The sequence below is a fragment of the Roseovarius carneus genome, assembly GCF_020141465.1.
Taxonomy (GTDB): Bacteria; Pseudomonadota; Alphaproteobacteria; order Rhodobacterales; family Rhodobacteraceae; genus Roseovarius; species Roseovarius carneus.
The window spans coordinates 617,678-641,435 of the sequence record NZ_JAHSPD010000001.1 but is presented as its reverse complement, the minus strand read 5'-3'; the positions used below and the strand labels follow the sequence as shown (position 1 = coordinate 641,435).

General features: G+C 60.5%; 20 protein-coding genes. 12 read left to right on the top strand and 8 right to left on the bottom strand.

What is annotated here, in order from left to right; translation table 11 throughout:
* Positions 1-40: 40 nt before the first annotated feature.
* A complete protein-coding gene (locus tag KUD11_RS03180) occupies positions 41-1,702 on the top strand; it encodes an NAD+ synthase (protein ID WP_109386665.1) in 1,662 nt (553 codons plus the stop codon).
* A 3-nt stretch (positions 1,703-1,705) separates the two neighbouring features.
* On the opposite strand, the gene KUD11_RS03175 is transcribed toward KUD11_RS03180, so the two are convergent.
* Together KUD11_RS03175 and KUD11_RS03170 are read right to left on the bottom strand one after the other, a co-directional pair.
* Entirely contained in the window at positions 1,706-3,061 is a 1,356-nt protein-coding gene (locus KUD11_RS03175; RefSeq protein WP_109386667.1) for a flavin monoamine oxidase family protein, read from the bottom strand.
* A complete protein-coding gene (locus tag KUD11_RS03170; RefSeq protein ID WP_109386669.1) occupies positions 3,058-3,825 on the bottom strand; it encodes a cupin domain-containing protein in 768 nt (255 codons plus the stop codon). The genes KUD11_RS03175 and KUD11_RS03170 overlap by 4 nt, the downstream gene beginning before the upstream one ends.
* A 293-nt stretch (positions 3,826-4,118) precedes the next feature.
* On the opposite strand from KUD11_RS03170, the gene KUD11_RS03165 reads away from it, so the two are divergent.
* From KUD11_RS03165 to KUD11_RS03130, 8 genes are all read left to right on the top strand, one after another.
* Positions 4,119-5,240 (top strand): ABC transporter substrate-binding protein, encoded by a 1,122-nt coding sequence (locus tag KUD11_RS03165; protein WP_109386671.1) that lies wholly within the window; start codon positions 4,119-4,121, stop codon positions 5,238-5,240.
* Between the two features lie 200 nt (positions 5,241-5,440).
* Positions 5,441-6,301, top strand: coding sequence for an ABC transporter permease (locus tag KUD11_RS03160; protein WP_109388293.1), 861 nt, complete (start codon positions 5,441-5,443; stop codon positions 6,299-6,301).
* Positions 6,298-7,110: an ABC transporter permease gene (locus KUD11_RS03155; protein ID WP_109386673.1), complete on the top strand. Its 813-nt coding sequence runs from the start codon at positions 6,298-6,300 to the stop codon at positions 7,108-7,110. Before KUD11_RS03160 ends, KUD11_RS03155 begins: the two co-directional genes overlap by 4 nt.
* Positions 7,111-7,118: 8 nt before the next feature.
* Positions 7,119-8,216 carry an ABC transporter ATP-binding protein gene (locus KUD11_RS03150; protein WP_109386675.1) on the top strand — a complete coding sequence of 366 codons (1,098 nt, stop codon included), beginning with the start codon at positions 7,119-7,121 and terminating at the stop codon, positions 8,214-8,216.
* 98 nt (positions 8,217-8,314) lie between these two features.
* Positions 8,315-9,019 (top strand): TetR family transcriptional regulator C-terminal domain-containing protein, encoded by a 705-nt coding sequence (locus tag KUD11_RS03145; RefSeq protein ID WP_109386676.1) that lies wholly within the window; start codon positions 8,315-8,317, stop codon positions 9,017-9,019.
* Positions 9,009-11,084 carry an oxidoreductase gene (locus KUD11_RS03140; RefSeq protein ID WP_109386678.1) on the top strand — a complete coding sequence of 692 codons (2,076 nt, stop codon included), beginning with the start codon at positions 9,009-9,011 and terminating at the stop codon, positions 11,082-11,084. The genes KUD11_RS03145 and KUD11_RS03140 overlap by 11 nt, the downstream gene beginning before the upstream one ends.
* 1 nt (position 11,085) lies before the next feature.
* A complete protein-coding gene (locus KUD11_RS03135; RefSeq protein ID WP_109386680.1) occupies positions 11,086-13,632 on the top strand; it encodes an oxidoreductase in 2,547 nt (848 codons plus the stop codon).
* On the top strand, positions 13,629-13,835 hold the full coding sequence (locus KUD11_RS03130) for a hypothetical protein (RefSeq protein ID WP_109386682.1): 207 nt from the start codon (positions 13,629-13,631) through the stop codon (positions 13,833-13,835). Before KUD11_RS03135 ends, KUD11_RS03130 begins: the two co-directional genes overlap by 4 nt.
* 91 nt (positions 13,836-13,926) lie before the next feature.
* Here the strand turns inward: KUD11_RS03130 and KUD11_RS03125 are convergent, their stop codons facing one another.
* From KUD11_RS03125 to KUD11_RS03110, 4 genes are all read right to left on the bottom strand, one after another.
* Positions 13,927-15,306, bottom strand: a complete 1,380-nt coding sequence (locus tag KUD11_RS03125) for an ammonium transporter (protein ID WP_109386684.1) — start codon at positions 15,304-15,306, stop codon at positions 13,927-13,929.
* A gap of 296 nt (positions 15,307-15,602) precedes the next feature.
* On the bottom strand, positions 15,603-17,072 hold the full coding sequence (locus tag KUD11_RS03120) for an alpha/beta hydrolase (protein ID WP_224380141.1): 1,470 nt from the start codon (positions 17,070-17,072) through the stop codon (positions 15,603-15,605).
* Positions 17,073-17,093: 21 nt separating this feature from the next.
* Positions 17,094-18,200, bottom strand: a complete 1,107-nt coding sequence (gene leuB, locus KUD11_RS03115; protein ID WP_109386686.1) for a 3-isopropylmalate dehydrogenase — start codon at positions 18,198-18,200, stop codon at positions 17,094-17,096.
* A 303-nt stretch (positions 18,201-18,503) separates the two neighbouring features.
* Positions 18,504-19,430: a hydrogen peroxide-inducible genes activator gene (locus tag KUD11_RS03110; protein WP_109386688.1), complete on the bottom strand. Its 927-nt coding sequence runs from the start codon at positions 19,428-19,430 to the stop codon at positions 18,504-18,506.
* Between the two features lie 126 nt (positions 19,431-19,556).
* Here KUD11_RS03110 and KUD11_RS03105 point away from each other — a divergent pair, with 126 nt between their 5' ends.
* Positions 19,557-20,102 carry a phosphoribosyl-AMP cyclohydrolase gene (locus tag KUD11_RS03105; RefSeq protein WP_109386690.1) on the top strand — a complete coding sequence of 182 codons (546 nt, stop codon included), beginning with the start codon at positions 19,557-19,559 and terminating at the stop codon, positions 20,100-20,102.
* Positions 20,103-20,297: 195 nt separating this feature from the next.
* Here KUD11_RS03105 and KUD11_RS03100 read toward each other — a convergent pair whose 3' ends face one another.
* Both KUD11_RS03100 and KUD11_RS03095 read right to left on the bottom strand, forming a co-directional pair.
* Entirely contained in the window at positions 20,298-20,960 is a 663-nt protein-coding gene (locus KUD11_RS03100; RefSeq protein ID WP_181375314.1) for an OmpA family protein, read from the bottom strand.
* A 130-nt stretch (positions 20,961-21,090) separates the two neighbouring features.
* Positions 21,091-21,951, bottom strand: coding sequence for a methylated-DNA--[protein]-cysteine S-methyltransferase (locus tag KUD11_RS03095; RefSeq protein ID WP_109388297.1), 861 nt, complete (start codon positions 21,949-21,951; stop codon positions 21,091-21,093).
* A gap of 98 nt (positions 21,952-22,049) precedes the next feature.
* Here KUD11_RS03095 and nth point away from each other — a divergent pair, with 98 nt between their 5' ends.
* Positions 22,050-22,703 carry an endonuclease III gene (gene nth / locus KUD11_RS03090; protein WP_109388299.1) on the top strand — a complete coding sequence of 218 codons (654 nt, stop codon included), beginning with the start codon at positions 22,050-22,052 and terminating at the stop codon, positions 22,701-22,703.
* Positions 22,700-23,683: an adenosine kinase gene (locus KUD11_RS03085; RefSeq protein WP_109386694.1), complete on the top strand. Its 984-nt coding sequence runs from the start codon at positions 22,700-22,702 to the stop codon at positions 23,681-23,683. The genes nth and KUD11_RS03085 overlap by 4 nt, the downstream gene beginning before the upstream one ends.
* Positions 23,684-23,758 lie beyond the last annotated feature (75 nt).

The window sequence follows — 23,758 nt, the reverse complement described above, 5'->3', positions numbered from 1 at the left end:
TACATCCCGTATTGATCTCGCATGAGGAGAGCACCGCGCCATGACAGACAGGTTTCGCCTGACGCTTGCACAACTCAACGCCTCTGTGGGCGATATCGAGGGCAATGCGGCTCGCGCGCGCAGCGCGTGGGACGAAGGGCGTGCGGCGGGCGCTGATCTTGTGGCGCTGCCCGAGATGTTCATCACCGGGTATAATACGCAGGACCTGATCCTGAAGCCCGTGTTTCACCAAACAGCGATTGCGGCGATTGAGGCCTTGGCGCGAGACTGTGCTGAGGGTCCGGCGCTGGCCATCGGTGGCCCTGCGCTTGAGGGAACGGAGCTTTTCAACGCCTATTACATCCTTCAGGGCGGCGAGATTTCGGCGGTGGTGCGCAAGCATAACCTGCCCAATGAGACCGTGTTCGACGAAGAGCGGCTTTACGCCTCCGCCCCCCTGGCGGGGCCTTATACGGTGGACGGCGTGCGCATCGGCAGCCCGATTTGCGAAGATAGCTGGCACGCGGACGTGCCTGAGACGCTGGCCGAGACCGGTGCGGAATTTCTCCTCGTGCCAAATGGCTCGCCCTATTATCGCGGGAAATTGGCCACGCGGCAGAGCCATATGGTGAGCCGTGTGGTCGAGACAGGTCTGCCGCTGATCTATCTCAACCTCGCGGGGGCGCAGGATGATCAGGTCTTTGACGGGGGCAGTTTCGTGCTCAACCCCGGAGGGGCGCTGGCCTTGCAAATGCCGGTGATGGAAGAGGCGGTGGCACATCTGGACATGGTGCGCGGGGCCCAAGGCTGGCACGCGGAGCCCGGCGCGCTGGCGTATATTCCCGACAGCCATGAGCAGGATTATCACGCGATGGTGCTCAGTCTGCGGGATTATTTCCGCAAAACAGGGTTCTCAAAGGCGCTTCTGGGGATGTCGGGCGGGGTCGATTCGGCGATTGTGGCGAGCGTGGCTGCGGATGCGCTTGGCCCTGAGAACGTGCGCTGTGTGATGCTGCCGTCGGAATATACGTCGGAGCATTCGCTGGAAGATGCCAAGACGGTGGCCGAGGCGCTGGGCTGTCGCTATGATTTTGTGCCGATCACGCAAGGCCGCGCGGCGATCACGGCAACGCTTGCCCCCCTCTTTGAGGACCGCGACGAGGATGTGACCGAGGAGAACATCCAGTCGCGCCTGCGCGGCCTTCTCTTGATGGCGATGAGCAACAAGTTTGGTGAGATGCTTTTGACCACCGGCAATAAATCCGAGGTCGCGGTGGGCTATGCCACGATCTATGGCGATATGTCGGGCGGGTATAACCCGATCAAGGATATGTATAAAACGCGGGTGTTCGAGATATGCCGCTGGCGCAATGCCAATCACCGCGACTGGATGCGGGCCCCGGCAGGCGAGGTGATCACACCGCGTGTGATCGACAAAGCGCCCACGGCGGAGCTGCGCGCGGACCAAAAAGACAGCGATTCTTTGCCGGATTATCCGGTGCTGGATGGGATATTGGGGATCCTCGTAGATCAAGATGGCAGCATCGCGGATTGCGTGGCTGCCGGGTTTGACCGCGCGGATGCCGCGCGGGTCGAACATCTGATCTATATCAGCGAATACAAACGCTTTCAGTCAGCGCCCGGCACCCGGCTCAGCAAGAAGGCGTTCTGGCTTGATCGGCGCTATCCGATTGCCAACCGTTGGCGCGATGGCGGTCGCTGAGGATCACTCGGCCGCCCCAGCCGTCACCAGCCGCTGTGCCATTGATTTGCCGCTGAAATAGGCACCGCTCACAAGGCCCGTGTAATCCCCGCCAAGCGCCTCACCGGCGAACCAGACTTTATCGCCCAATGGGGCTTCCAACGCGGCGCGCGCGCCGTATTGTCCGGGCCGCGCCGCAGCATAGGCCCCGAGGGTAAGCGGGTTACTTGCCCAATCGCTCATCGCGCCTTTGACGAAATGTTTGCGCGCGTCCGAGCCTGCAATCTTCACCAACTCTCCCAAGGCGAAATCCACAGCCGCCTCTGGTCCTGCCGTCGAAAGCTCCCAGCCGAATTCGCCGCCCGCAAATCCCACGGAGATATCCCCGCCGAAGGGCCATGTGACAAAGAATGACGCCTTGGCAGGCATGTTTTCGGGCACCGCATAATCAAGCCAGCTGTTATCGGCGAGACCAAGCTTTGCACCATCAAATTGCAGCGCGATCTTCATCAAAAGGCCCATGGGCAGGCCGTCCACCGCCTCTTGCGTGGTAAGGGGCAGGGCGGGCGTGAAGCGGATTGCGCCGCTGGCCAGAACGCCGGTGGAGACGGTGACGATGGCCGCCTTGGCGCTGATCACCCCTTGCGAGGTGGTCACACGCACGCCGGCCCCGCTCCAGTCGATCTCGCTCACCGGGGCGTTGAGGACCACGGGCGCGTCCCGCCCGTAGTATTCCACCACAGCCCCAAGGCCTTCGCGCACCATGAATGAGGGCTGCGCCTCGCCGCTGTTCCAATAATCAGCGGTTGAAAGGTCAGACATATCGACCCCCCAATCCATCGGGCCGATCCATGCTTTGACCGTGCCGGAATATTTTATGTCCTTCGGTATCACCTCCGAGGCGGCAATGTCCTGCTCTGCTTCGCCCGCCTTGGCCAGCGCGCCCCCGACCGCGCTCCACGCGCGGCTGTAAGAGGCGCTTTGGGCCGCGGTGGCGCGTGTGCCATCTACGTAAAAGGCAGAGCCTGCATTGGTGTAATCGACCAGATCAAATCCCCCCTCGCGCGCGATGCGGGTGAACGGGTTGATGTTGGACGCGTTGATCCAAGCCGCCCCCTGATCGTAGGGCACGCCGAATGTCTCGCTTTCGGTCCACGCCCGTCCGCCCATGCGGCCTGCGGCCTCCACAACGACCACCGATTTACCCTGCGCCTTAAGCTCGCGCGCGGCGGCGAGACCGGCAGCCCCTGCGCCGATCACCACGACATCGGGGTTGGTTGGAATAGCCTGCGCAGTGGCGCGACCTGCGGAGGCTGTGGCCCCGGCAATCCCCCCGGCGATGGCGGCCAGTGCCGCGCGGCGTGTCATGCCTGCGCTCATGCGTCCGATCCCACATCGAGGATGCAATAGAATTTGCGCACGTAATCCGGGATTTCCCAGCTACAGACGGTCCCCTTTGGCACGAAAAAGCAATCCCCCGCGCGGAAGGTTTGCTCCGCCCCGGTGTCTTCGGTGATGGTCACCTCCCCTTCGAGCATTTGCACAAACTCATGGGTGGGGAAGGGCCGCATTTCGCTGATCATCGGGCCGCTATCCCACTGGCCCATGAACATGTTGCCTGTGTCATTGGTGAAGCTGGTCAGATTGTGCTGCTTGGGGGCCGCACCCTTGATCACGAACGGGTCTGTTGTGTCCATCAGGTCCATCTTCGCATCGGGGTCGAGAACAACAATTCCGCCTTCTGCCGATTCGATTTTTGGCGTTTTGGCGCCCGGTTCCAAATATGTGATGAAGAATTTCTTAAGGTATCCGTCCTGCTTCCAACTGACTGGGGCGCCATTGCGAAAACACACGGCCTGACCTGCGCGGGCAGGCACGCTGCCGCCCTTGCCGTCGGTCATTTCAAACGCGCCCTCCAGCACCCAGATGAACTCGTCTCCGGGGTAGGGGCCGAACGCCTCCTGCATCGTGGTCGTGTCCCAGACACCGACGTTTATCCCTTTTGATTCATCACTGTAGTAAGAGTGAGAGTGCTGATTGGGCAGGGGCGACTGGAAATCCGCCGCGTTCAGCGTCATCGGTTTGAGGCCCGCGCCGCCGGGGCCATTTGCCTCAAGTCTGATAATGCTTGCTTGGTTTGTCATCGGTTTTCTCTCCTGATTTCAGAGGCAAATTTGCGACCTGCTGCATTTTTTGGCAGCGCGTGGAATTTAGCCATGCAGCTGTTGCATGGCCGGATTGTTGTCTTGACAGGTCTTGTAAAGCAACCCATTCATTGAACGATCATTCAATTAGCGAGCGGGAAAGAGTGCTAGGTCTGTCAGTTAAAGGGACGTCTCCCTTGAGAGACGGACCAAAGGCAACCCGCATCGTCAGCGTCATAAACGACGCCACTAAAGGGGCCGGAACAGGCTCGATCAACTAGGGAGAAGACCAAATGGATGTACTCGACCAAATCGGCGCTGTGCGGGAAGGCAAAATGAGCCGCCGCGCGTTCACGCGCTCGCTTGCTGCGGCAGGTGTCGGCATGGCCACAGTGCCGTTTGCAGGCCGCAAGGCAATGGCCGCACCTGAAGATCAGGCCACATATTTCACATGGGGTGGCTATGACATCCCAGAGCTTTTTGGCGAGTATCAGGCCAAGCATGGTGAGCTGCCAAACTTCTCAATCTTTGGTGCGTCTGAGGAGGCGCTGACCAAAATGCGTGGCGGTTTCGTCGTGGACGTGTCGCACCCCTGTAATCAGGCTGTGCCACGCTGGGCCGCCAGCGGCCTTTTCCAATCGGTCGATACCTCGCGCCTTGCGCATTTTGGCGACATCATCCCCGAGCTGACGCAGCTTGATGGTAATGTGGACGGCGACAACCTCTGGATGGTGCCATTTGATTGGGGTCAGACCTCCATCACGTACCGCACCGATCTGGTTGAGATCGAAGGCGAAGAAAGCTGGGATCTTCTGTGGGACGAGCGTTATGCAGGTCGCCTTGGCAGCCTCGGCTCCGGCGCGGATGCTTGGTGGGTTGGCGCGATCAAAGCGGGCGTTGATTTCGATAACATCGACACGCCCGAAGCGTTTGAGGCGATTGCAGCCGTCATGCGTGAGCAGCGCCCCCATATCCGGGTCTATACCGATGATACCACCACGCTGGAGCAGGCTCTTGCCTCGGGCGAGATGGTTGCGGCGATGACATGGAACTCCTCGGCCACGCTTCTGGCCGCCGAAGGTATCCCGGTCCGTTTCGCACAGCCCAAAGAGGGTGCCCTGACATGGGTGTGCGGTCTGATGGTTCACAAGGACGCGCCCAATGTGGACCGTGCCTATGACGTGATCGACAGCCTGCTGAGCGTCGATACCGGCAAGTTCATGATCAACGATTACGGTTATGGCCACTCGAACGCCAAGAGCTTTGATGAGTTCGATGAGGAAACACTCGTCGGTCTCGGCCTGAGCAAAAACCCTGCGGAAATTCTTGAGGCCGGACACTTCCAAAAGCCCCAGACGCAAGAGTTCGAATCCAAGATGAATGGCCTCTTTGAGCAAATCAAAGCCGGCTTCTGATCCAGACAGTCTGACAGGGCGGCCATGGGGCCGCCCTGATCTTGCACGCAGACCCTCCTTGCCGCGCGCTATGCGGCTTGGATCTAGCGCCGTATGCCAGACACCATGGGAAGAGGCCTGAAATGACCAATACGAATGTCACTTTGAACGATGCCGCGGTAGAGGCGCCGCCCGCCCGAAGGCGCGGAAAATTCGCAGGCATGCTTCAGCGCAGCGAGACATTGCGCGGCTTTTTCCTGCTGAGCCCGACCTTGGTTGTAATGACCGTTGGCATCGTCGTTCCCTTCGCTATTCTCATCACGATGAGCCTCTGGACCGCCATGGGCTTTGACTTCGACACCACCCTCACAACCGCAAATTACGAGACCGCTCTGGAGCAGCCGATCTACGGCGCCCTGATGCACCGGTCTTTGGTTATCTCGGGCTGGGCCACTGTCGCGACGGTGCTCTTGTCCTACCCGATGGCCTATTACGTCGCTTTCCACGTCCACAAAAACAAGATGATGTGGATCGTGTTGATGACCCTTCCGTTCTGGACAAGCTACCTGTTGCGCGTTTTCGCGTGGAAAGTGGTGCTGGGCTATGAGGGTGTGATCAACTCGGGTCTGCTTTGGGCCGGGTTCATCGACGCACCGCTTGAGTTTTTGCTCTATAGCCAACAGGCGGTCGTCATCACGCTCGCCCACTCATGGGTCGCTTTTGCGATCCTGCCGATTTATGTGAGCCTTGAGAAGATCGACCGCTCGCTTCTTGAGGCGGCAACGGATCTGGGCGACGGGCCTATGGCCCGCTTCTTCCGCATCACGCTGCCCCTGTCGATGCCCGGTGTGATCGCCGCGAGCTTTTTGATCTTCATTCCCACGACCGGTGATTACATCACGCCCGCCCTTCTCGGCGGCCCGGACGGGATGATGATCGGTAACCTCATTCAACTGCAATTTGGTCCGGTGAATAACTGGCCCATGGGGGCGACGCTGGCCATTGGCTTGATGCTTTACATCTCGGCGATTGGCCTCGTGTTCCTCGCCCTAACCAAAGTCTTCAAGGAGCGGATGGCATGAGCACCGAATCCTATATCCGACGGCCGAACAGGCCCCTTCAGGTCTATGCGATCATCTTTCTTATCGCGCTCTACATCCCGATCCTGTTCCTGCCGCTCTTCAGCTTCAACGATTCGCTCTATGTCAGCTTCCCGCTCACCGGGTTCACGCTGCAATGGTATACGGAGCTTTTTCAGCGCGAGCCTGTCTGGGCCGCTTTGATGAACAGTGTCAAAGTGGGGGCGGCGACGGCTGTGATGGCCACCACACTGGGCATCTTCGCGGCCAAGGCGATCACCAAGTACCGCCTGCCAGGCCAGAACGCGATTGTTGCGTTTATCATGCTGCCGCTCGTTGTGCCGGGGATTATCTTCGGCGTGGCCCTTTTGGTGCTGATGAGCAGCCTCGGCGTAACGCTCAGCCTTTATACGGTTGCCATTGGGCATGTGATCATCTGCCTGCCCTTTGCCATCGCCACGCTCATCCCCCGCTTCGAGGGGCTTGATCCCTCGCTGGAGGAGGCGTCGGCCGATCTGGGCGAAAATGCGTGGCACACATTTTGGCGGGTGACCCTGCCTGTCGTATGGCCGGGTATCCTCGCCAGCCTTTTGTTGACCTTCACCGTCTCGTTTGACGAATTCATCATGGCGTTCTTCCTGACCGGGACCGAGCCGACCCTGCCGATGTATATCTGGGGCCAGTTGCGCTTCCCGCAGCAATTCCCATCGGTTCTCGCCCTGTCGTCGATGATTATCGGGGTCTCGTTTGTGATCGTCTTCCTCGGCCAGTGGATCAACCGCGACGCCCATATCAGCACCGTGCGAAAGTGAGCCAGACCATGAGCAACGACGCCTTCATTTCGATCCAGAATGTCGACAAGTTTTTCGGCAAGTTTCAGGCCATCGACAACGTCTCAATGGATATCGGCCATGGGGAGTTTTTCTCGCTGCTTGGCGCGTCGGGCTGTGGCAAGACCACGCTCTTGCGGATGCTTGCGGGGTTCGAGAACCCCTCCAAGGGCGAGATCTATATCGACGGACAGCCCATGTCCGAGGTCCCGCCGCATCACCGCCCCGTCAATATGGTGTTCCAGAGCTACGCGATTTTCCCGCATCTCAATGTGCGCGATAACATCGCTTATGGCCTGCGCCGTCAGAAGCTGACCAAGCAGGCGCGCGCCGACAAGGTGGACGAGATGCTCGATCTCATTGCCCTTCCGGGGTATGGCGACCGGGCGGCCAACGAGCTTTCGGGAGGGCAGCGGCAACGGATCGCCCTGGCGCGTGCCTTGATCCTCAAACCCAAAGTGCTGCTTCTGGATGAACCGCTCGGCGCGCTCGACAAACAGCTGCGCGAACAGATGCAGCTTGAGCTGCGCGCACTTCAGCGGCAAGTGGGCATTACCTTTGTGTTCGTGACCCACGATCAGGAAGAGGCCCTGACCCTGTCGGACCGAGTGGCTGTCATGTCCGCTGGCACCGTGCTGCAAATGGACACGCCCAGCGGGCTCTATGAGACGCCCAAAACCCGGCAGGTCGCATCTTTCATCGGCACAATGAACTTCTTCGAGGCTGAGGTGAAATCCACCAATGGCGCGATGATGAACATCGAAGCGCAGGGCCTTGGAAACCTCCAGTTGCCGCGTGGCGAGCGCCATTTCAACGAGGGTGAGGCGGTTCAGGTCGCCATCCGTCCCGAGAAGCTGCTCCTGACGGATGACAAGCCCGAAGGCGACGGCCAGATGGTTCAGGGACAATTGCGCAATTCGTCCTATTTGGGTGAGCGGAGCCATTTCTATGTGGCAATCGACGGTGTGGACGCGCCGGTTGCCGTCTCGGCGCAGAACCGCACGCGCTTTGCGCCCGACCCTTCGGATGAGCGCCCGGTTTGGCTCAACTGGAGCGATGATGCGATCGTAGTGTTGGCCAAAGACTGAGCCCGCGCACGGCCAACCGCCGCCAAACTCGCGCGGCGCTTCAGACGAGAAACGGTGCGGAGTCCCCGCAGCCAAGACGAGTCGAGGATAGACACGCCATGACCGAAGTGACCGCCAAGGCGGCCCGCACAAACAAGAAAGTCGGACGCACCGCCTCGCGCGAAGTGCGCCGCCAGCAATTGATTGATGCCACCATCGAATCCATTGCGAAATTTGGCATTGCGGGCACCACGATGACCACGGTGACGGGGTATGCGGGCCTGTCGATGGGTATTGTGAACTTCCACTTCAAGAACAAGGAAAACCTCTTTGAGGAGACGCTGCGCTATCTCGCCGAAGAGCACCGCGAGACGTGGCGCAAACGCCTGCGAAGCCCGGATATGACGCCCGCAGCCCAGCTTCTGGCGATTGCGGATGCGCATTTTGACCCAATGATCTGCAACCGTAAAAACCTGTCTGTCTGGTTTGGGTTCTATGGCGAGGCGGGCTACCGCGCGGCGTATCGCGAACTGGTGAGCGAGATCGACACGGAGCGGTGGGAGACCTCGAATGAGCTGTTGAAAACCATCATTGCGGAGGGCGGCTATGAGGGGCTTGATGGCGAGCAGATCGCGACCATGCTCGAAGGGCTTTACGATGGGTTCTGGCTCAACATCCTGATCTATCCTGGTGATTTTTCGCGCGAGGAGGCCAAGCAACGCGTGCATGAATATCTCGCGCAGACCTTGCCGAAACATTTTGGTGCCACAGCCCAAATTGGCGTAGGCTCCTGCCAAGAGGACCCGTCCCGACATGCCCCGTGATACCGCCCGCGATCCGCGTTATGATATCCTTTTTGAACCCGTAAAAATCGGCCCAGTGACGGCGCGCAATCGGTTCTATCAAGTGCCCCATTGCAACGGTATGGGCCGTAATTATCCCAGCGCCATGGCCGAAATGCGCCGCATCAAGGCCGAGGGCGGCTGGGCCGTGGTCAATACGGAAGAGGCGGAAATCCATCCCTCTGGTGATCACAGCCCGTGGAATGGCGGGCGCATCTGGGACGACCGCGATCTGCCATATCTCTCGCGGATGGTTGAGGGCATCCATGAGCACGGCAGCCTTGCCGGGATACAGTTGAACCATGCGGGCCTCATGGCCGCTAACCGGTTCAGCCGCCTGCCTCCCATGGCCCCCTCGCATCAACCCGTGGCCTCGCTCGACCCGGTGCAGGCCCGCGCGATGGACCGCCAAGACATTCGCGATCTGCGCCGCTGGTATGTGAACGGTGCGCGCCGTGCGCGTGATGCGGGGTTTGATATTATCTATGTTTACGCGGGTCACCGCCTAACGACCTTGTCGCATTTCCTGTCGCGTGATTGGAATCAACGTATGGATGAGTATGGTGGCAGCCTTGAGAACCGCATCCGCCTTCTGCGCGAGGTGATGGAGGAAACCAAGGAGGCCGTGGGCGGCACTTGCGGCATCGCATTCCGGTTTTCCGTGGACGAGCTGCGCGGGGCCATTGGTATGCAATCGGGCGGCGAGGGGCGCGATGTGGTCGAGATGCTGGCCGAGATCCCCGATCTGTGGGACGTCAACATCGCCGATTGGGAGAATGACAGCGCCACCTCGCGGTTCAAGCAGACGGGCTATCAGGATGAATATGTGTCCTTCGTCAAATCCATCACCACGAAGCCTGTTGTGGGTGTGGGCCGCTATACCTCGCCCGATCAGATGGTGTCGCTGATCAAGAACGGTCACCTGGATTTCATCGGGGCCGCACGGCCTTCCATCGCAGATCCGTTCCTGCCCAAGAAGGTTGAGGAAGGTCGGATTGAGGATATTCGTGAATGCATCGGCTGCAATATCTGCGTGGCCTCCGACAGCACGTTTCAGCCCCTGCGCTGCACGCAGAACCCAACAATGGGCGAGGAATGGCGCAGCGGTTGGCACCCTGAGCGGATCGCGCCACGCGCCGCTGATGAGAGCGTTCTGATCATCGGCGCAGGCCCCGCGGGGCTTGAGGCTGCGCGCGCGCTCGGCCAACGAGGCTATGACGTGACCGTGGCGGAGCAATCGGACCGGATCGGTGGGCGCGTGGCGGATGAGCGTGGGCTTCCGGGCTTGGCTGAATGGGGCCGTGTGGCTGATTACCGCGAGTACCAGATCAGCCAGATGCCAAACGTGAACCTTTACCTCAACAGCCCGATGAGTGCCGAGACCGTGGCCGAGTTTGAGGCCGATCACATCGCGCTTGCCACTGGCGCTGCGTGGGATCGCACGGGCCGGGGCCGCGCCAACCCGCTGGGCATCGAGACGGCGGGGGCGGCAAGCGTGCTCACCCCCGATGATATCTTCAAAGGCATGATCCCCGAGGGGCCTGTGGTGATCTTCGACGATGATCACTTCTATATGGGCGGCAGCATTGCCGAAAAATTGTTGGCGGCGTGTCTGGACGTGACCTTCGTCACGCCCGCCGCGTCCGTCTCCGCATGGACAGAATACACGCTGGAGCAGCACAAAATTCAGGCTAAGTTGATTGAGATGGGCGCGCGGATTGTGCTGTCGCATAACATTGCGCGCATCAATGAGGGCCATGTGATCGCCGAGTGCGGCTACACCGGCGCCGAGACGCAGATAGATTGCGCGCACACATTGCTGGTGACGATGCGGCAGCCGGATAGCACCTTGGCCGATGCTTTACAGGCCGCCGGGATCAGCGCCACCAAGATTGGTGATGCGCTGGCCCCGAGCACCATTGCCGCCGCGGTTCATGCGGGGCACCGCTATGCCCGCGATCTTGGGGTGGATCGTGGTGACGCTGTGCCTTTTGACCGCGAACTAACCGAGCTGAGCGACACGAAACGCCATATTCCGGAGCTATGATATGACCCGCGATCCCCGTTACGATATCCTGTTTGAGCCGATGAAGATCGGGCCCGTCACGGCCAAGAACCGCTTTTATCAGGTGCCTCATTGCACCGGCATGGGCTGGGTCCGTCCGCGTATGCTGGCCGAGATGCGTCATGTGAAGGCGCAAGGCGGCTGGGGGGTGATCAACACCGAATATAATTCGATCCACCCCACCTCGGATGATCTGCCACACGCCTCTGCCTCGCTCTGGGACGATAGCGACGTGCGCGCCAACGCTCTGATGACCGAGAAGATCCACGAATACGGCGCGCTGGCGGGGGCCGAGCTTTGGTATGGCGGGGCGCGCAGCTCCAATAATTTCAGCCGCGAAGTGGCGATGGATATCACCTCCATGCCCAACCTTGCGGGCCACCCCTACCAGACCCGCGCGATGGACAAGACCGATATCCGCAATCTGCGCCGCTGGCACCGCAAGGCGGCCCTGCGCGCGCGCGATGCGGAGTTTGATATCGTTTATGTCTACGCCACGCACACTTATCTTCTGTCCAACTTCCTCAGCCCCCGGATTAATCAGCGATCTGACGAATATGGCGGCAGCCTTGAGAACCGCACGCGTCTCATCCGCGAGCTGATCGAGGAGACGAAAGACGCCGTGGGCGATCGCTGCGCCGTGGCTGTGCGTTTTGCCGCCGACGAGGAGATTGGCGAGGACGGGGTGCCGATCCATGGCGAGCGGCGCGATATGTTCGAGATGATGGCCGAAATGCCCGATCTGTGGGACATCAACATTGCGGATTATTCTGTGGAAATGGGTGTGTCCCGTTTCACCAAGGAGGCGTCGCTGGAGCCTTACATGGATTTCATCAAATCCAAGACAACCAAGCCCGTCGTGACCGTGGGCCGCTTCACCTCGCCCGACACGATGGTCAGCCAGATCAAGCGCGGCATCACTGATTTTATCGGCGCAGCGCGACCCTCCATCGCCGATCCGTATCTGCCTGCCAAGATTGAGGCTGGCGACCTCAACGCAATCCGAGAATGTATTGGCTGCAACATCTGCTATAGCGGCGACAGCCTTGGCGTGCCCATTCGCTGCACCCAGAACCCCACGATGGGAGAGGAGTGGCGCAAGGGCTGGCACCCTGAGGACGTACCCGAAAAGGGCAGCGATGCAAAGGTGCTCGTCGTAGGCTCCGGCCCCGCCGGGCTTGAGGCGGCGCGCGCGCTGGGACAACGCGGCTACGAGGTCATGGTGGCGGAGGCCAACACCGAACTTGGTGGGCGTGTGACCCGTGAGGCGAAGCTGCCGGGGATGAGCGAATATATTCGCGTGCGTGACTACCGCGTGCAGCAATTACAGGAGATGGTGAATGTCGACATCTTCATGGACAGCTATCTGAGCGCCGAAGACGTGCACGCGGTTGAGGCCGATCACGTGGTTCTCGCCACGGGCGCTACATGGCGCAGGGATCGCTTTGACGGTGAGATTTACGTCGATGTTGCCGCTGAGGGGGCCGAGATCCTCACGCCCGACGATATCATGGACGGCAAACTGCCCTCATGTCCCGTGCTGGTTTATGACGAAGACGGCTATTACATGGGCGGTGTGATTGCCGAGAAGCTGAAATCGGCGGGGCTGGATGTGACGATCTGCACGCCGTCTGATGCGATTTCGCCATGGGCTGCGAACACGTCCGAGCGGTGGCGCGTGCGCAGCCACTTGCAGGGTATGGGCGTCAAGATCGAGCTGAGCCATGCTCTGACCACGTTTGACGGATCGCACGCCACGCTCAGCTGTGAATACACCGGCGAGACGCGCAAACTGCCTTTCGCCAGTGTTGTGATGGTGACGCAGCGCGCCCCGAATGATGCGCTTTACCATGCGCTTCTGGACGGTGCCGAGGATGCCTCAAAACTGCCCTTTACGCTCAAACGGATTGGTGATGCCGAGGCCCCTGCGATCATTGCGGCGGCGGTCTATGCCGGGCACCGCTATGCGCGCGAGCTGGACACGGATCACGACATCGACGTGCCGCTGATCCATGACCGGGTCGATGTGGGCCAGACGCCGGATGGGGCGCATATGCAGGCGCCGCGCCGGGCCAAGTATCTTGAAACGCTCGTCCAATACTATGAGGAGGAGGTCGAGGGCGAGGCTTATTTTGACGGTATCGCAGAACGGCTGAGCGACGACGAGCAGCGCAAAATGGGCCTTATGGCCCGGGTCGAGGAATATGCCGCCGCCTCTGTCGTGCCCCTTTTGGAGAAATACAGGCTGACACCACGGTCGCGCGATGAGCTTCTGGCCTCGGGTCGCGCGTCCGCCGCCAAAACGGATGCGGATTTCGCAAAGCTGGTTGCGGATTGGCGTAAGTCCTTCCCTGATTACATGGATGATTTCTGGGGGCTTGAAGCGATGGCCCCAGCGGAGGACCTGCCCATGCTGCGCACTCTTACGGCACATGAAGTGGCCGCGATCAACTTTTTGGAGTTGGAAGCGAAGGGTGATCCGGCGAGTGCAGCTCCGATGGAGCGCTATCTTGAAACGGGCACGGCATGAGGCGCGCGGTGATCCTTGCGGCGGCGCTCACCCTCGGGGCGAGCGGTGCGGCTTGGGCGCTTTTGGTGCCCAAACCCTCGCCCGCGCTTGAAGCAGAGGCGGAGGCCGCTGCCGAGGATTGCGATAGCTGCACCGCGCGCAAGGCGGACAAAGCGCGCCTGCGGGAGCATTTGAAAGAGATGAAAACCCGCCCGGAATCCTAAAGCAAACCGGGTGTTGATCCCAAAGCGCGATCATCTTTTCGTCCTTTGGGGGCAATACGGGCGGGGAGAGGCCCCCGCCCGCGTCGCGTGATCAGGCGGACTTGGACGCGCTTGTGTCTTCATGGGTGGCCACGTCGGTCTCGACGCCCCAGCGCAGATGATCCAGACCTGCGGCCATCTCCTCCTCGGGGACTTTCAGACCGATCGTGGCCTTACACAGAAGGGCTGTGACCAGGCCTGTCACGATCCCTGCGCCAAGGCAGACCACAATACCGACCAATTGCATCACGATGCCGATTTCGCCGTGTTGGAAGGCGTAGATGCCTTCCTCAATGCCGAAATACCCGCCGCGCGGCGTGCCAGCTTTCACAAGCCCCACCATGATCAGGCCATACACCCCCGCACCGAAAAAGAGCGGCAGGAGCTTGTGCTCGTCGATGCGGCGTTTCTGTGTGAACTCATACACGAGGAAGCACACCACAGGCGCGCCCAAGGCCACAAGGAACATCTGCGCGGGTTCATAGACGTCAAACCCTGACGCGCCTGCCGCATATCCGCCCAAAGGCCCCAAGAGGAGGTAGGCGTATTTGCGGGTCGCATAGGCGATGATGCCGCCGCCAATGGCGCCGCCGGCCCATGACATCGCATAGTTGTTGAGGGCAAGGCCCACGCTGGTGTCGGCCATGGTCACGCTGACCGCCAACGCCTCGGGATCAAAGAAGAACAGGCATGAAACGATCACCATGGGCAGGCCCGCGAATATGGTCAAAAGCCCAACAGCCGCCAGCCCGATGCTGGGCGCGTAATAGCCCGGCACCATCGGATGTGGCTCGAAAATGCCGGGACGCGCCCCAAGCATTGGCAGCAAAGCGAGCGCGATACCGGTGGGGAAGAGATAGACGAAGCCAACCCCGAAGAAGTCGTGGAAGCCCGCATTTGTCAGCGGCCCGACCGAGCCCCAAGTGTAATAGCTCAGCACCGATGACACGACGGCTGCGACCGCCGACAACACGTAATAGGCCGAGGCCTTCATCCGCTCAGATACGGCGAAGTGGAACAGGATGTTGATGATGCCTGCAAAACAGGCAAGGAAGAACACGAAGATCTGGAACGTGTTCAGCCCCGGAAAGACCGCCGGATCCGTGAGGGACGCATTCGCGTTCAACATGCCGCCAAAGAGCCACCAGTCCCGCAGACTGTCAGCCATGGTAGCACCTTCCATGATGTAATACTGCGCGGCCCAGAAGCCGAAGCCGATTATGAAATAGACAGAGAAACCGATGAAAAAGCCCATGACTTTTTCGATGGTCGAGTTGAAAAGGCTTTTGCGTCGGGTCGTGCCCGCGTCGATCATTAAAAGCCCGACCACCACGGTGATCGCCCCGACAACGCCTGAGGCGTAAACGAGGTTTTGCACCAATGAGTTCAGGCTTACCTGCTCTGCGTATATTGTCGCTAATTCTACGGACATATTTGGGTCTCCTCCACTGTTCATAATATCGGCGACCGCTTTGCCGACATCGTTTCTTGAGTTTCCAGGTTGCTTCTTATGTTGAAATCAAAACGCATCATCACTCCCGTTGATGCGCACTTCAGGAAACAATGTTTACTGTTGGGTTATTTTTGAGCAATGGCAACCAGTAGTTTTGGTGGGGTGCAGAACGCACGCTTGTGTCGGGGCCGCACGGGAAGAGTCTGTTGGATGCGCAGAACCCGGTGGGGGGGGAGTGCCTTATTTCGCGAGGCTTAAGCAGTGCGTGGTGACGCTTAGGATTGGAACAGCGGAAAGCTAACCCCCAGCGCCCAAGCCAGAACGAGGCCGAGGGCGAGGCCCGGTGCGAGCGGGCCGATCCGTGCGGCGGCTTGTCTGCCCATCGTGCCGAAGGTGAGATAGAAGAGCACGATCACCGGCGCGATCATCAGCAAGAAAAAGAGACCCGAGAAATCAAGCGCCACGGCGAGGCCCAGCGAGGCGATAAACCCGCCGCGTGTCGCCAGCCTGTGCAGCACCGGCGCGCCGCGCATGAGTGCCGCATCGGCCAGCATATAAGGCACAGCGCCAATGGCTATGGCGGCGATGATCCAGACCCGCTGCCCCACGGGCCAGAAATTGGCCGCATAGCGATCCATGGCAAAGCCGAACGCGGCGCACCACAACAGCAAAAGGGCGAACCCCGCCAGCGACAGCCCGCCCAGTGGCACGCCCCAGCGGCGCAGCAAGACAAGCTGAATGATCCCGAAAATTGCCAGATGCAGCGCGAGGTAATCAGCCACCAGAACCGGCAGCAGATTGGGGTTGAGCGGTACGGCCAACAGGGGCGCCGCCAGAGCGGGCAAAAGAGACGCCACAGCAAGGCGCGTGCGGGTGAGCCTTTGTGTGTGGGGGGGGGCGGTCTGTGGCAGGCGCTTGGCCATTGGCCCAAAGAGCAGAACGAGGCCTGCCAGAAGCCCCAAGATACCCCAGCCGGTGTGCCAGATACGCGGCGCGCTCTCACGATCATACGCCGCATCGAGCCACTCGACCGCTGCGGCCCGGCCCGCGCGGCTGTGCAGGACAGCCACATGCTCGGCCCAAGGCGCGGCCACGGCACGGCGCTCAACATCGCCATTCACAGCGAGGCCGCCCTCTTGTGTATCCGCCGCAACCATCTGCGCGGCCTCGACCGCATAGCCGCGCAGCCCGGCCTCCCACGCGCCGGTCACCAGCAAAAGCTGACGGGGATGCTGCGCATCAATCGCTTGCGAGAAGGCCGAGATCAGCACCATCGGGCCAATATCATCCCGCTCCGCCGCCACCCGCACCAGAACATCCGTGGCCATGGAATGCCCCATAAGGGCTACGGGCACGCCGGGATCGGCCACCGCATCAATCACGGCAGAGGTTTGGTCCATCAAGCGCCGTGTAGTCCCCTCGATCACCGAAACATCCCCGGACATTGGCAGGGTATGGCGCCCATGGCCCAGAAAATCGAACACATGCACCCGGTATCCCGACCGCGCGAGTGGCAGCGCGTAGCCCTGCATCATCTGGCGCGATCCGGCAAAGCCATGGGCGACGACAACGTGAGGGCCGTCCGCACCGGGCTTGGCAAAGGTGGTCACGGGCGTTGCACCCACAGCCCCGCCCGTGATCTCGACACCCGCACGTGCGCCTTGCAAAACCCAGAGCGACGCTGCAATCAGCAGCGCCGCAAGGACAGCCGGCACGGGGCTGGAAAGGTTGAGCTTACCCATCATGGCAGGCAATATAGCACGATCTTAGAGGCTGGCATCCAGTGCTGCGATCACTGCATCGCCCATCGCGACCGTGCCCATCGGAGTGCCATCCTCAGGACCCATCAGATCCGCCGTGCGTGCGCCGTTCGCCAGAACCGCTTCGACGGCTTGCTCCAGACGCGTCGCCTCATCGCCCTGATCAAACGAATAGCGCAGGGCCATCGCAAAGCTAAGAATACAGGCGATCGGATTGGCCAGACCTTGGCCTGAGATATCGGGGGCGGAGCCGTGCACGGGCTCGTAAAGCGCTTTGGGCCGGCCGTTTGCCATCGGCGCGCCAAGGCTGGCCGAGGGCAGCATCCCGAGCGAGCCGGTCAGCATCGCGGCACAATCCGAGAGCAGATCACCAAAGAGGTTATCGGTCAGGATCACGTCAAACTGCTTGGGCCAGCGGCAGAGCTGCATCGCACCCGCATCCGCATACATATGGCTCAGCTCCACATCGGCGTAGCTCTCGGCGTGGACCTTCGTCACCACCTCGCGCCACAGGATGCCGCTCTCCATCACGTTGGCCTTCTCCATGGAGCAGACCTTGTTGCCCCGCCGCCGGGCCAGCTCAAACGCCGCACGCGCCACGCGGTCAATCTCGCTCTCGGTATAGCGCTGGGTGTTGATGCCCACACGTTCATTTCCCTCTTGGAAAATGCCGCGCGGCTCGCCGAAATAGACGCCCGAGGTCAGCTCGCGCACGATCATGATATCGAGGCCCGCCACGACCTCTTTTTTCAGCGAGGAGAAATCCGCCAGCGCGTCAAAGCACTGCGCCGGGCGCAAGTTGGCGAAAAGGTCCATCTCCTTGCGCAGGCGCAAGAGGCCCCGCTCAGGTTTGACCGAGAAATCAAGATCATCGTATTTCGGCCCACCGACCGCACCCAGCAGAACTGCGTCGACCTCCTGCGCCTTTGCCATCGTATCATCATGAAGCGGCACGCCATGCGCGTCATAGGCCGCGCCGCCCACAAGATCCTCGGACACATCGAAGGGCATGTCCCGCTTTGTGCCATACCAGTCGATGATCTTGCGAACCTCGGCCATGACTTCGGGGCCGATCCCGTCACCGGGCAGAATGAGAAGCGAAGGATTGGTCATGGTGCGGGGTCCTTTTGGGCGGATTGTGATTGGCCAATCGCGTAGCGCGAAGCGGGGGCGGGGTCAATGTGGGGTCGGGTTTGTATTCAGATGGGCAGAGATTGGCTTTGGAGAAACTGTTTAACATAGAGTGGCTGTTGGCGTGCAACGATTGGCCGCCGCACGCTATTTTGAGCCGTGCTGACACCCACTTGAACCTCTGAGTGTGTATCAGGGGCGATTGGAAAACCGTAGGTGGGTATAGATTGAAGCGGGCTATGTTCCAAACGAAGCATTGAAGCCCAGTATCGAAACTCAGTGACGTTAGCCGAAGCGGTCGCCGCGAATGGCGCGGATCTCTTCTTTCACGCTGACCAAGTCGGCGGCCAGGCTGTGAAAATCCTCTGCGGCGGGCGAGGTTCGCCGCCAATGCAACGCGATGGGATGAAACGCGTCGGGGTGGTCTAATCTGCGCACTTTGAACTCTGGGTCCCGCACAGCCTCGGCGAGGGCATAGAGAGAGGGCAGGATTGCGACACCTGCGCCCATGACCGCCATCTGCCGCACCGCGTCCAGGCTCCCCCCTTCGTAGTCAAGGCTCAGATAGGTGCCTGCTTTCGCAGCGAGCTGTTTGACCAGATCATGAAGACTGAACCCCGCGCTCAGCGACAAGAGCGGGCGGTCTGCTAGGTCCGATAACGTCACCGGCCCGCTGCCGGATGACAGGGGGTCATCGCTGGCCGCGCAGACCCATAGCGTCTCCTCAAAGAGAGAGGCACTTTCAAATTCGGGATCGTTGGTGGGCGCGCCGATGACAGCGTCAATCTTGCCGTCCTTCAGCAGATCGAGAAGCTGGCGCGTCGCCCCTTCCTGCACCACAAGGCGCAGATCCGGATAGAGCGTGTGGAGCCGCCGGTTGGCGCTGGGCATGAAATAGGCGCCGACCGAGGGCAGCACCCCGATCGACAGCTTGGCCGCAAAGAGGCTTGTGGTTCCTCGCGCAACCGCCCTGAAATCACGCACCTCCTGTAAGATTGACCGCCCCCGGACCAGCACGGCCCGGCCCGTCGGCGTCAGCGTCACACGCCGCGACGTGCGTTCAAACAGACGTGTGCCAAGTTCCTCTTCCATGGTGCTCACCTGCTTGGAAAGGCTCGGTTGGCTGACGGCGAGGGCTTTTGCCGCCGCGCCGAAGGCACCATACTCGGCGACCGCCACGAAATATTCGATCTGCCGTAAGGTCGGGCGCATTAGGTGCCTCCATGATCCATGCCTTCAGGCTATATAAACTAGGAAATTATTCAATTGGTTTTATGGATTTGGCATCCTTATCTCCTGTTTTTAAGCAAACACATATCCATGAACAGGAAGACAGAAATGACACAACCCAAAGCCCTCGCCATCGCCGCAGCCTTCGCTTTCGCCACCACAAGCGGGGTCGCCCTCGCTTCGGACGGTGATGCTGGTTTGACCCTTGAGCAAGTAACCGCCCTTCAAGACGCTTGGGGCGAAGGCATCGTCAACATCGGCAAGATCCATACCGATAACGGCGACTACCGTGGGGCTGCAACGGATCATATCAACATGTTCTACGCGTATGGGGAAAGTGAGGTTCTCTTCAAGCCGACGCTTGCCGCCGAGGATCAGTTCCGTGGCACATTCGACGAAGCGCTGTCCTACTTTGTCGGTGGCGATATCGCCGAAGATGGCGGTTTCGCGATTGCGCCCTACACGAATGTTCGTTGGGAAAACGAGGGCACCATCATCAGCGGCGACACGGCCATGTCGATGGGCAACTACTTCTTCACACAGACCGACGGATCAGAGGTGAAAGTCGAGTACACGTTTGGATTTGAGCAAATGGAGAACGGCGAGCCGAAGATCGTGCTGCACCACTCGTCGCTGCCGTTCTCGGCCAACTAAGCAATATCGCGTTTGACTGAACTCAATTGAACGCGAGATGCTCTAATCAAGATCATCGGGGTCGGGTATAATCCCGGCCCCGAATACAGCATGAGCTGCCCCTTCCGACACGGCGCTCGTCATCACGCCAAGTGGCCCTCTGCGTTGCATAATGCACCCAGCTCATAAATTCTCGTGTCTAAATCGATTGTGGCCCTAGGCGCTGGGCAGGATCACGATCTCGACCCGGCGGTTTTGTGCGCGGCCCTCTTCGGTGAGGTTGGACGCGGCGGGTTGGTCCTCGCCCCGGCCGATGGCATTGATCCGGTTGAAGGCCACGCCGCCATCCATCAGCACGTCCGCCACAGCATTCGCGCGCCGCTCGGAAAGGCCTTGGTTATAGCCCGCATCGCCGGTGTTGTCGGTATGGCCGATCACCTGAACCGTGCTGCCCGGATAGTTTTGCAGGCTGTTCGAGACGGTCAGAAGATCCCCGCGCAACCCGGAATTGACCTGCGCGCTATCCACGGCAAAAATGATATCCTGCGGCAAGGTCACGATCAGACGGTCGCCGGTATTGGTTATCTGCACGTTTTGATTATCCAGATCGCGGCGCAGCTCGGCCTCTTGTTTGTCGAGCTGATTGCCGATGGCGGCTCCGCCAAACGCCCCGATGGCCCCGCCAATTATGGCACCTTGGCCACTCTTGTCGGCTGCAACCGCCCCGGTCGCCGCCCCAAGGATGCCACCGATCAGCGCGCCTTGCTTGGCTTGGCGGTTGGGATCGTTGGTCCCCCCCAGATGAGCGGGTGCCGTGCACGCGCCAAGGGTCAAAATGGTTGCTGTGGTCAAAAGAAGGGGTTTGGATGCGCGGAACATGTATATAGCCTCTCAAAAAACGCCCGATCTGTCGGGTCTGAGAGCAGTATAGGTATGCCGCGCTCTGCCCCCAATACCAAAGCGTGGGGAATTCGGCGGCAATCCGCGCATTTTTATGTGATCGGGTGGCTCAGATGTCTGCACACGCTTCTGCACGCGCGCTTTCCCATGCCAGCATGGAGCGTTTGACCGGCAATCCCCAGTGATACCCGCCCAAGCCCCCCGATTTGCGTAGCGCCCTATGGCAGGGGATCAGCAGGCTGATCGGGTTGCGCCCCACGGCGGTGCCGACGGCGCGCACGGCGCGGGGGTGGCCGATTGCTTCGGCGATCTCGGAATATGTGGTGACATGGCCCGAGGGGATGCGCAGCAGGGCCTCCCAGACCTTGATCTGGAAGGGTGCGCCGATGAGATAAAGAGGGGCGGCCTCATTTGCAGCTGCGCCGTAAGCGGCCAGAACCCAAGGGCGCAGGCGCATGGGGTCCTCAACGAATTCCGCTCCCGGCCAACGGCCTTGCAGATCCTCCATAGTCGCGGCCTCGCCCGCCTCGGAGGCAAACCCGATGCCACAAATTCCCTTGTCGGTGCCCATGACAAGGCTGAGGCCGAAGGGGCTCTCGAACCAGCCCCAAAAGATGCGCAAGCCCGCGCCCTTGCGGGCAAACTCACCGGGGCTCATGGCCTCCCACCGCACGAAGAGATCATGCAGACGCCCCGTGCCAGATAGACCCGCCTCACCGGCCACGGCAAGCGTGGTGAAGCGCGCGGCCAAAAGCGCCTTGGCATGGCCCAACGTCAGATATTGCTGATAGCGCTTGGGCGATACGCCGACCCATGCGGAGAAAAGCCGCTGAAAATGCGCAGGGCTCATGTCCATCTGCCGCGCAAGCGCGTCGAGCGTCAGATCGGTGCCGCCTGCGTCGATCGCCTCGATCGCGCGGCGCATGACGCTGAAATGATATCCCTCATCGGGGGCGGTTGGCGTGGTCATCAGGCTCTCCTCTGGCATGAGTGTCATTCTAGTGAGCCCCCGATGCGCCCGCGACCCGAATATTGCGCATTGTGGATTTTGGCGTCATAGGGATGCCCATGAGCAAAGCCGCAAAACAACTCGACTATCACACGATCCGCGAGATCTTTGAGCGCTTCCACGCAGCCGACCCTGAACCGAAGGGCGAGTTGGAGCACGTCAACGTTTATACTCTTGTCGTGGCCGTGGCGCTGAGTGCGCAGGCGACGGACGCGGGTGTCAACAAGGCCACACGGGCGCTTTTCCAGATTGCCGATACGCCGCAGAAGATGCTCGATCTGGGCCTTGAGGGCGTGACAGATCATATCAAGACAATCGGGCTTTTTCGCCAGAAGGCGAAGAACGTGATGAAGCTGAGCCAGATACTGGTCGATGAGTATGGCGGTGAAGTGCCCAATTCGCGCGCCGCCCTTGAAAGCCTGCCGGGGGTGGGCCGCAAGACGGCCAATGTCGTGCTCAATATGTGGTGGGGGATGCCCACACAGGCCGTCGATACGCATATCTTTCGCATTGGTAATCGCACAGGGATCGCGCCCGGCCGCGATGTTGTGGCCGTGGAGCGCGCCGTCGAGGACCACATCCCCGCTGATTACCAACACCACGCCCATCACTGGATGATCCTGCATGGGCGCTATCACTGCAAGGCACGCAAACCGATGTGCCCCACCTGCCTGATCCGAGATCTGTGCCAATTTGAGGACAAGACCCAATGACCAAGTACCAAGCTGTCGGGATCGGCAATGCCGTCGTGGACGTGATCAGCCAATGCGACGATGGGTTCTTGTCGCGCATGGGCGTGGAAAAAGGTGTCATGACCCTGATCGAGCAGGACCGCGGCGAGGCATTATATGAGGCGATGGAAAACCGCCAGCAAATGCCGGGCGGGTCGGTGGCCAATACGATCGCGGGTATGGGGGCGCTGGGGCTGAGCACGGCGTTGATCGGGCGGGTCGCGGATGATGCGCTTGGGCATTATTACGCAAAGGCGATGGCGGATGTTGGCACGGATTTCGTCAATGCGCCGCGCGGCGCGGACATGCCAACCTCGCGGTCGATGATCTTCGTGTCTCCCGATGGGGAGCGGTCGATGAACACCTATCTGGGCATCTCGACCGAGCTTGGCTCTGAGGACGTGCGCGCGGATGTGGCGGGGGCGGCGGGGATATTGCTGCTGGAAGGATATCTCTTTGACAAACCCAAGGGGAAAGCGGCGTTTGCCGAGGCGGCGGCTGCTTGTCGTGCAGGCGGGGGCATGGCGGGGGTGTCGCTCAGCGATCCGTTCTGCGTGGACCGGCACCGCGATGACTTTCGCGGGCTTGTGCGCGATCTGGATTATGTGATCGGCAATGAGCATGAGTGGACATCGCTCTACCAGACCGAGGATTTGGGGGCGGCGCTGGAGACTGCGGCGTCTGAGAGCAGGTTGATTGTTTGCACACGCGCGGGCGCGGATGTGGTTATTGTGTGCGGTGAAGAGACGGTCAGCGTGCCTGTGCAGGGCGTGGCGGCTGTGGATACCACCGGTGCAGGTGACCAATTTGCGGCAGGCTTTCTCTATGGTGTGGCCACGGAGCAAAGTCTGAGCGTCTCTGGCCGCATGGGATGTATCGCGGCGCGTGAGGTGATCGGGCATTACGGCGCGCGGCCCGAGGCGGATGTGATGGAGATGTTTCGGGCTGAAGGGCTACTTTGAACGCCGAGGAATAAAGCATGTTGAGGCCCGGCCGAGCGGCCGAGATTTGGATATTTGAACCAAGAAAAAATCAAA